Raw genomic sequence first — 8,450 nt, forward strand, 5'->3', positions numbered from 1 at the left:
TGCAAGTGAAATATATTAATTCAAAAAAGAATTCTGATGGTCGCCTTGATGAAGATGTTGTTCTTGAACTTGAGTATGGTGATTTAATCAGTCATTTCGATAGTATTTCAATAACCTCATCCGATGATGTAAAAGCTCGGTCTTTTGCTTCACTGCAGTTAAGAGCAAAAAAAGCAATAAAGGATCTGCTTTCAAATAGCACTTCAAAGTTACTTATGCTTTGCGGCAGTTCTCTTGTGGATACAAATAAAGTTGCATATGAACTTGTTACTAAGATAAGTGGAACAGCTCCATCCATTTGTTTTGCACCAAGTAAAGAACAATGCTTTGGATCTAATAATCAAATAGGCGTACTAAATACTAAAGGCGTTGTAATAATGCCTTGTTCTCATCTTATTGATCATCCAAAATGGTTAGGTCTTGTTAATGCAAGTCTTGAAACTAATCAGCATTTAAAACTTATCTTAACAGGTGATGATACAGACTGTGCTGCTCTTAATATGATGTGGACGACACTGGATCATGTTATGAGAACCGATCTTGTTTTAGAGTATCCAGCTTTAGGAGCTGTAAATCTTATGGCTGGGCTAATCAAGGATTATCAGGAAAAGTTCAAGGTAAAACCTTTTGATCTTGATGCGATAAAACTTATGTGCTCTTGGTCCTCAAGACAGTCAGGTGACAGAAGGTACATAGGTATTCCTGAAATAAGATTATGTGATCTTGTTATAGCAGCAAGCTCTTATGCACAATCAAAATATGTTACATACAAGAATGTTTTAAAAGCTATTGGAGCTGAAGATTTCAGAGTTAACTCATTATCAGTTCTTGGTCTTAGAAATCACAAGGACAATCAGATCTTGCTTGCAACAAGAGGTGAGTCTGTAGGTCAGATAAACGGTCTTAGTGTAATTGAGACTGCTGGTACTTCTTATGAGTATGGAGAACCTGTAAGAATTACAGCTACATTAAGAGCTGGTGGTGAAGGCGACGTTATTGATATTGAAAGAAAAGCAGAGCTTGCAGGTCAGATCCATGCAAAAGCTATGATGATTATTAACGGCTTTTTATCAAACGAATTCTGTCAGGAAACACCTATGCCTGTGTCAGCAAGTCTTGTATTTGAACAGTCATATTCTGAAATAGATGGTGATTCAGCTTCACTTACTGGCTTGTGCGCAGTTGTATCAAGTCTTGCAAATCTCCCAATAAGACAGGATTTAGCTGTTACCGGTGCAGTTGATCAGTTTGGTGATGTTCAGCCGGTAGGTGGTCTTAATGAGAAAATAGAAGGTTTCTATAAAATCTGCAGACTACATGGTTTTACTGGTACTCAAGGCGTTATTATTCCAATTTCTTGCATAAATCAGCTGGTTTTAAGACCATCTGTTGTAAATGCAGTTAAAAAAGGAAAATTCCATATATATGTAGTGGGCCACGTAACTGGTGCAGCAAAGCTTCTTATGAATACTATCTGGGGGGATGAGAATATAGAAAATTCAATCTACTCAAAGATCTGCGATAGGTTAGATAGCGTATCTAATGAAAGAGAAACCAAAAGTTGGTGGCATTTTTGGTAAAAATGTATGTTCTAATATAAAACTAATCTAATTAAAATATTCTTACTTCATCGAATATGAAACAATGAGTTTTATATATGAAGTTAAGAAATTGTGTTATCTTTTCTCTGTTATTAGGTCTTAGCTCAGTTTCTTCAGCTGGTGAAAGTTTTGGTTTTTTCTACCAGCAGAATAACAATTACGGTTCATCTGTTGGAATGAATTATGGATACGGTGTAGGAGCTCCTCATCATCACCATGCGCCTCCACCACCTCCACCAAGACATTTTCATGAGCCTCCACCACCTCCACATCACCATGATTATGGTTATCATAGAGGTCATCATAAGAGAAAATTCCATCATCACCATTAATGGCTAATGACAGAATTAATACAATACCTTGATAGAAATATCAGGTATTTTTTATGGATAAATTCTTGATAAAACGTCCTGATATGCAGATATGCCAATAAGCTGTTTTACAATGGTAAGAGCAAATTCCATTGTATATGCTGGCGCTCTTCCTGTAATAATATATCCGTTTCCAGAAACTTCTACACCTTTATCAGTGAAATTGTCGTATCCGTTTTCTGTTCCTGGAAAACCTGCCATTACAGTACCATCATCTATAATTCCTTTATTATATAGAACAACTCCAGGAGCTGCGCAGATTGCTGCTACATGACGTTTTTCATCTTTTTGTTTTTTCAGAATGGTTATAAGTTTTTCAGAAGATGCAAGTGTTTTAGTGCCAGGACCGCCAGGAACGATTACTATGTCGTAGTTTTCGCAGACCTCATCAATAGTCATATTACAGATTGTTACAGTTCCATTTGACAGTCTAATCATTCTGGTATTATCGCTTGTAACTGAAGCAGTTGTAACTTTGATTCCAGCTCTGTTTAATATATCTAATGTTGTAATTGCTTCAATATCTTCTGTGCCATTTGCCATGGCTATTAATGCAGTCTTCATTTTTCTCTCCACTAGTTTTTTTTGTAATTTTATTTAATGATTAGAATAACGACAACTTTGTTAATATTAAAGTTAGTTGTAGGTCAAGAAACAAATGAAATTCTGTTAATAAATAATAAAATACGATAAAAATCAGATAGTAAGCTGAAATAATACAAAGAATAAACTAAGATTGTATTTAGTTTCTTTAGGGAATAAAATGAGTGGCTCCTCCTGCAAGACTTGAACTTGCGACATACGGATTAACAGTCCGCCGTTCTACCGACTGAACTAAGGAGGAACTTAGATTTTTGTTTTCAATCTCTTGAAAACGGAGATGATTATAAAGGCTGTTTTCAATTGTGTCAACAAAAGTTTGAAAAATTTTTTTATTAAAATCAATGAAAATTTTACAATACGCATATATATGCACTTTTATAAAAAAGAAAATATAAAATCATAAAATTTAATTGGATCGCCTAATAATACTATAATAGTCTTGTTCAGTTCACGGAATAGATAAAAATGAAAGAATTCAAACTGCATGCTAATTTTCAGCCAACTGGCGATCAGCCAGAGGCAATAGATAAGATCGTAAATGGGTTTTTAAATAAGGATAAGGCACAGACTCTGCTTGGTGTAACAGGTTCAGGTAAGACCTTTACTATGGCTAATGTTATAGCAAAGCTGAACAGACCAACAATGATTCTGTCTCATAATAAAACTCTTGCAGCTCAGCTTTATGGTGAGATGAAGGAGTTTTTTCCTGAAAATGCAGTTGAATACTTTGTATCCTACTATGACTACTATCAGCCTGAAGCTTATGTTGCAGCATCAGATACCTTTATTGAAAAGGATGCCAAGGTTAATGATCATATCGATCAGATGCGATTAAGTGCCACAAAGGCCTTGATGGAAAGAAAGGATGTTATTGTTGTTTGTTCCGTTTCTGCAATCTATGGTTTAGGTGAACCTGAAACCTACTTAAAAATGATGCTTCATGTAACAGTAGGAGAGGAAATAACTCAGGATAATATAACAAAAAGGCTTTCTGAACTTCAGTACACAAGAAACGATATCGGTTTTGAAAGATCAACTTTCAGAGTAAGAGGCGACGTAATAGATATCTATCCATCAGAGTCAGATGGATATGCCATAAGATTAGAACTATTCGATGATTGTGTAGAATCCATTAAGACATTTGATCCTCTAACAGGTGAAACTTTACAGAAACTTAAAAGAGTTACTGTATTTCCAAAAAATCATTATGTAACCCCAAAAGAGATCCTGCAAAGAGCTGTTGATGAAATAAAAGTAGAATTAAATGACAGATGTCAGTATTTTCTTAACGAAAACAAGTTACTAGAAGAGCAGCGCTTAAGAGAGAGAACAACCTATGATATCGAAATGATAAATGAGTTAGGTTACTGCTCAGGAATTGAAAACTATTCAAGATATCTTACAGGTCGAGAAGAAGGTGCTCCTCCACCTTGTCTTTTTGATTATCTTCCAAAAGACGGATTGCTCATTATTGATGAGTCCCATGTAACAGTTCCCCAGATAGGAGCAATGTACAAAGGAGACAGATCAAGAAAAGAAAGTCTTGTAAATTTCGGCTTCAGACTACCATCTGCATATGATAACCGTCCATTGAAGTTTGATGAATTTAAAAAATTACAGCCACAGACTTTATATGTCTCTGCAACCCCAGCTCAGCTAGAACTTGATGAATCAAGTCAGATTGTAGAGCAGGTTATTAGACCTACAGGTCTTTTAGATCCGATAATTGAGGTAAGACCTGTTGCAAGTCAGGTTGATGATGTTATGTCAGAAATCCGCTCATGTGCCAAAAAAAATGAGCGCGTACTTATTACAACACTGACTAAGAAGATGGCTGAAGAATTAACATCATATCTTTCAGATCATGATATTAGAGTAAGATATCTTCATTCTGATATTGATGCTGTTGAAAGAATGGAAATCATTCGCGATCTAAGATTAGGTGAGTTTGATGCTCTTGTTGGTATTAACCTTTTAAGAGAAGGTCTTGATATGCCTGAGGTATCAACAGTTGCAATTCTTGATGCTGATAAGGAAGGTTTTTTAAGATCAGACAGATCACTTATACAGACAGTAGGACGAGCTGCAAGAAATGTAAACGGAAGAGCCATTTTCTATGCAGACAAGATAACACCTTCAATGCAGATCACTATTGATGAGACTGCAAGACGTAGAGCAATTCAGGAAAAATACAATAAAGAGCATAATATTGTTCCAACGCAAATTAACAAAAAGATTGTTGATGTAATGGATCTTGCAATCAGTGAGTCCAATTCCTTTAAGGTTCCTGAAGAGAAAAGAGCTAAACCTATATCTCGTGCTCAATGGGAGCAGAAGACTCTGTCAAAGCGCATAAATGCAAAGGATCTTACAAAGAGAATTGAAACATTAGAAAAGAGCATGAAGGAGCTAGCATTAGAACTTAAATTTGAGGAAGCTGCAGCTATCAGAGATGAAATTGCAGATTTAAGACAGGCTCTTATTCTTCTACCAGGAATAGATCTTTCTGAAACTGATTAGAAGTATGAATTTGGCGATACAGTTAGAAAAAAAAGACATACCCAAGACCTTAAGCAATTTTAGCAGAAGGATTTGGTTGGTTAACGATCTGCCACACTAAAGTAGGCAGATCTTTCAATTTAGAAATATCTCGATTAGATGGCTTTGTTCTTTGACAGCGCAGAGCTATGTCATCGAGAAGATCTTTAAAAATTTGATATACAGTGGACGACTTACGGAAAAGTAAGGCATTGAATAAAACATCAAAGCAGTCATTCTGTTTATGGAGCTTTAGCATTGAAATCCATTCAAAACTATTACCTTTGGCACATTTAAGCCCGGTAAAGGTTTTGATGATAGAAACAGCTAAAGACAACAGGATAAAAGATAGAATGATATTCTCATTAGCAGAGTTAATGCTTTTTAAGCAGTTACTGCGTTTATTTGCTTTGTTAAACAGTTCAATGGCCCATCTGAGTCTATAGAGCAGGTAAATCTGTTTAGCTCCTAATCTGTCTTTAGGGATATTAGTTCTTAAGATAGAACGTTTATCATCGTCAGTACAGTTAGGGTTGTAACGGACAATAACTCTGTTCTTATGACCTGAAGCAAAGGTAACATCTAAGTCAGCACAAGTATGGGCTGGTAATTTATTTACAGCTTTACCATTAAACTTAGGTATTGCCTTACCATCATCACCAATAGCCCTATCAATGGTAGCAGCTGTGCTTAATTTACCTCTGATAAGGTAAAGGTTACCACTATTAGCAATTCTCTGTTCAAGCTCTTCGTCTACGTAGCCTCTATCACAGATAATCAGGCAGTTATGGAATCTGTCAGTAAGAACAGAATCTCTTTCAGAGCCAACAGCTTCTGTGATTTCTACATATACGAAACTTTGTCTTAACACAGAGAAAGCTATATGAAGCTTTAAACCAGGTCTAGGTGCAGAGCCATCAGTATGTGGTCTTCCTTTGCCTTTACATTCAAAGTTATCAGCGCATGAGTATGATAGGTCTATTTCAGTGCCGTCAACTAAAATGATGTCATCTACCTTAAGTTTTTCTAATAAAGACTTTAAATCCCCACTAATGAACTTCTTAAGATTTTTAAGAAAGCTCTTACTAAAGGTAGCTGTCATTAGTTCTGACAACATAGTCTTAATAACTTCAAGAGTATTTTTTGACTGTAACTGCTTATGTATGCACTTATGAGTTAAAAGTGATTTACCTAACTTTTTGCAGCCTCTTAAGTAAGCATCATGTACAGAGCGAAGAGTAAATTCAGACTTCTCTGTTGACTTACTCATCTGTGAAAGTGAAGTCAGAATATAGTCTGAAATAGAGAACTTACGCTCTCTCTTTAATGCACCACAATCACGAGCATACTGCTTTAAGTTATCCTTAGATAAAACAGTTGTGAATGAATGAGCTGTTGACAAAGATGCAGGGAATATAGATAATTTTGACATGGGATTTCCTTGTTGTTGACGTACTTTTATTATAACATGGGAAATCCCATTTTTATTTAAAAATCATATAGTTAACATCATTTATCCACTTTCCGTTCAATCGTCCAATTTTTTGGAAAAAACACATCAAAATCTGGCGTTTTAACGAAAAGTTAATTTTTTAACCTATTGATTTGTATATCAAATTTTTAAAGAACTTTACCTGCTGATTGGCTGTCAGGTAGTAATTTAATAAATACCCTTGATTTTCAAATAGTTACTAAGATCTTGGGTATGAAAAAAAGAAGGCAAATGCCTTCTTTTTTGCAGGTTAATAAAATTATATCAGTTCTGATTTAACGCATAGTTTTTCTGAGCTACATCAATCATGAAACCTAATACGTTATCAAGATCTTCCTCATCAAGTTCTGCTTCAATATCAACTTTTGCAACTTCACTAATGGTAGCTAAATCTGCAAGCATTTCCTTGTCCTTGATTTTCTCTAAAGAGCCGTCTTCTGAATTTACAGTAAGGCCTAAAGCAAAACCGTAAGATAGGTCAGCAAGAGTTTGAAGTCTTAGTTTTTTGTCAAAAGAAGAATCAGGCATGCTGAATAAATCTTCATCTCCCTTTTCAATCTTTTCTTTTAAATCCATACCAAGATTTGTAAGAACAGCGATAATTTCTCCTGGAAGTGGCTGATTGTCATTTAAAAGTGAAGAAAAAGAATTTATGAAAATTCTTGAACCAGCTTCAACACCCTTTGACATCATTCCTATCATTAAAGATGTCCAGACAAAAGGTGTAGTGGTGATTCCTGCTTTGTTAAGATCGTTTAATACCTTTGTATAGGTGCCGTTTTTTACAGTCATAAGATAACCTTTTCACTAATTTTTTTATAAAAATCTATTTTATGTATTATAATAGGCACAGGTTTGTGTGTCACCACAGATACATTCATTTTACTGAATTGCTTTTTGAAAAACGGAATTAAAAGATGCATCCAATGCTTAACATTGCAGTACGTGCTGCACGCCAGGCTGGTAATTTAATTGCTCGTAACATCGGTCAGCAGGATAACTTTGAAATCACTACAAAGAATAAAGATGATCTTGTTACAAGTATTGATAAACAGTGTGAAAAGGTAATTGTTGACACACTAATGAAGTCATACAGAGATCATTCATTCCTAACTGAGGAAGCTGGTCTTTTAGGTAATCCTGATTCTGAATATCAGTGGGTTATCGATCCTATTGACGGAACAACAAACTTTGTTCAGGGAATTTCTCACTGTGCAGTATCAATTGCTTTACGCCACAATGGTAAGACAGAAATTGGTGTAGTTTTTGATCCTGTTTTAAATGAGATGTTCACTGCATCTCGAGGTGAAGGTGCTTACCTAAACAGTCGCAGAATTCGCGTTTCTAACCGTGATTCTCTAGATGGAGCAATCATCGGAACTGCATTCCCTACAAGATATCGTGACAGAATGTCAGCTTATCTAGTTCTATTTTCACGCCTGATTTCAAACTGTGCTGATGTACGTCGTATGGGCAGTGCAAGTCTTGATTTATGCTATGTTGCCTGTGGTAGATTTGACGGCTACTTAGAGCAGGGCTTAAAGGCATGGGACTTTGCTGCAGGTGAGTTAATTCTTCGTGAAGCTGGTGGCATTACCACAGATTTTGCAGGCGAGGAAGGCTATGTAAAGAGTGGTAACCTAGTTAGCGGAAATCCTGCAATGTTACGTTGTTTGCTCAAGGTTTGTGAAGCTCAGACATTACCTGCAATCTTAAAGTAAGAAATAATTCAATCTGAAATGAAGGCTGACAGTTGTCAGCCTTTTTCATTGTGTGCACGGCATGTACGTTAGCTAACAGGTGCAAGTCCTGAGATCAGGTGCGGAGCCAAGATCATAGCGAAAA

At 35.8% G+C, this 8,450-nt stretch carries 7 protein-coding genes and 1 tRNA gene; 4 read left to right on the top strand and 4 right to left on the bottom strand.

The features are described from left to right. Nucleotides 1-5: 5 nt before the first annotated feature. Both J5V48_RS10010 and J5V48_RS02880 read left to right on the top strand, forming a co-directional pair. The gene (locus J5V48_RS10010; protein ID WP_219936920.1) at nucleotides 6-1,580 is read left to right on the top strand and encodes a S16 family serine protease; all 1,575 of its coding nucleotides are present in this window, start codon (nucleotides 6-8) and stop codon (nucleotides 1,578-1,580) included. 77 nt (nucleotides 1,581-1,657) lie between these two features. Beyond that, entirely contained in the window at nucleotides 1,658-1,933 is a 276-nt protein-coding gene (locus tag J5V48_RS02880) for a hypothetical protein (RefSeq protein WP_219936922.1), read from the top strand. A 51-nt stretch (nucleotides 1,934-1,984) separates the two neighbouring features. Here the strand turns inward: J5V48_RS02880 and J5V48_RS02885 are convergent, their stop codons facing one another. Continuing rightward, the gene (locus J5V48_RS02885) at nucleotides 1,985-2,536 is read right to left on the bottom strand and encodes a DJ-1 family glyoxalase III (protein ID WP_219936924.1); all 552 of its coding nucleotides are present in this window, start codon (nucleotides 2,534-2,536) and stop codon (nucleotides 1,985-1,987) included. Nucleotides 2,537-2,740: 204 nt separating this feature from the next. Next, a tRNA-Asn gene (locus J5V48_RS02890) sits at nucleotides 2,741-2,816 on the bottom strand. 224 nt (nucleotides 2,817-3,040) lie between these two features. Here J5V48_RS02890 and uvrB point away from each other — a divergent pair. Further along, nucleotides 3,041-5,095: an excinuclease ABC subunit UvrB gene (gene uvrB / locus J5V48_RS02895; protein WP_219936926.1), complete on the top strand. Its 2,055-nt coding sequence runs from the start codon at nucleotides 3,041-3,043 to the stop codon at nucleotides 5,093-5,095. A 49-nt stretch (nucleotides 5,096-5,144) separates the two neighbouring features. On the opposite strand, the gene J5V48_RS02900 is transcribed toward uvrB, so the two are convergent. Next, nucleotides 5,145-6,545 carry an IS4 family transposase gene (locus J5V48_RS02900; protein ID WP_219936928.1) on the bottom strand — a complete coding sequence of 467 codons (1,401 nt, stop codon included), beginning with the start codon at nucleotides 6,543-6,545 and terminating at the stop codon, nucleotides 5,145-5,147. Between the two features lie 324 nt (nucleotides 6,546-6,869). Further along, the gene (locus tag J5V48_RS02905) at nucleotides 6,870-7,397 is read right to left on the bottom strand and encodes a UPF0149 family protein (RefSeq protein WP_219936930.1); all 528 of its coding nucleotides are present in this window, start codon (nucleotides 7,395-7,397) and stop codon (nucleotides 6,870-6,872) included. A gap of 125 nt (nucleotides 7,398-7,522) precedes the next feature. On the opposite strand from J5V48_RS02905, the gene J5V48_RS02910 reads away from it, so the two are divergent. Then, nucleotides 7,523-8,326 (top strand): inositol monophosphatase family protein, encoded by an 804-nt coding sequence (locus J5V48_RS02910; protein ID WP_219936932.1) that lies wholly within the window; start codon nucleotides 7,523-7,525, stop codon nucleotides 8,324-8,326. The last annotated feature ends 124 nt before the right edge of the window (nucleotides 8,327-8,450 follow it).

It is taken from the genome of Succinivibrio faecicola (genome assembly GCF_019448115.1).
In the GTDB taxonomy this organism is placed as follows: Bacteria; Pseudomonadota; Gammaproteobacteria; order Enterobacterales; family Succinivibrionaceae; genus Succinivibrio; species Succinivibrio faecicola.